Below are 751 nucleotides of genomic sequence, written 5' to 3' on the forward strand. Positions count from 1 at the left end.
CATGCAAATTCTGTTTGTAAAACTATTTTTAACTTTTTATTCACCGCAAACTCTTTTTTGAACTAGTCTGCAAAATTATTGATTTTTTACCAAAAACCATTCATCTTTTTTTACGCCAAATTCAAATTCTGCTTGCCCAAAGGCATCTTCTAAAGTCTCATGATATGTATCTGTCTGCTCTTCTCCAAATTTGTCAAGATAAAGCAAATAATATCCTTCATTGTCACTATACTTTACGATACTTAGTGCAAATGGCTTTGGCAAAAGAGTGTTGCCAGAATAGTGAATTGTTTTTGGTATCTGCCCCAATTGCACATTGTCCTTTAAATAAATCTTATAAAGTTCTCTCATTTTTCACTATCCCTAATAATTTCTACAGCCGTATTTTCTATTATTTTTCCGCTACTTTAAGTATAAAATTTAGCCTATCAACACTTGTCATCGCTTCAAATTTGCCGTCATCTAGTTTTATATAGCACCAGCTTAAAAATAGCAAATGCAAGAAATGATTTATAAATTTATTGATTTTTACAAATACTATATTACTAAACTTTATGCTCGGCTATCAATTTAGCATCTTCATCAAAGTCATTAATGGAATAACCTAATAAATTTAGTAAATTTACAGAACTTATAATTATCTTATTCCAAATTTCTGGCATTTCATATAAATCTGTATCCGTATTATTATTTTTACAAATAGTATCAAGTCTATTTTTATATTCTTTTATAGCTAGGAGCTCATTATTAT

The 751-nt window shown here is 28.5% G+C and carries 2 protein-coding genes; both read right to left on the minus strand.

The features are described from left to right. Positions 1 to 75: 75 nt before the first annotated feature. Complete coding sequence (locus F3G86_RS10230) at positions 76 to 351, minus strand: hypothetical protein (protein WP_149723788.1); 276 nt, start codon at positions 349 to 351, stop codon at positions 76 to 78. Between the two features lie 194 nt (positions 352 to 545). Then, positions 546 to 751: hypothetical protein (locus F3G86_RS10835; protein WP_223228600.1), on the minus strand; the 206-nt coding region annotated here is incomplete at its 5' end.

It is taken from the genome of Campylobacter concisus (assembly GCF_902460595.1).
Classification (GTDB): domain Bacteria; phylum Campylobacterota; class Campylobacteria; order Campylobacterales; family Campylobacteraceae; genus Campylobacter_A; species Campylobacter_A concisus_BL.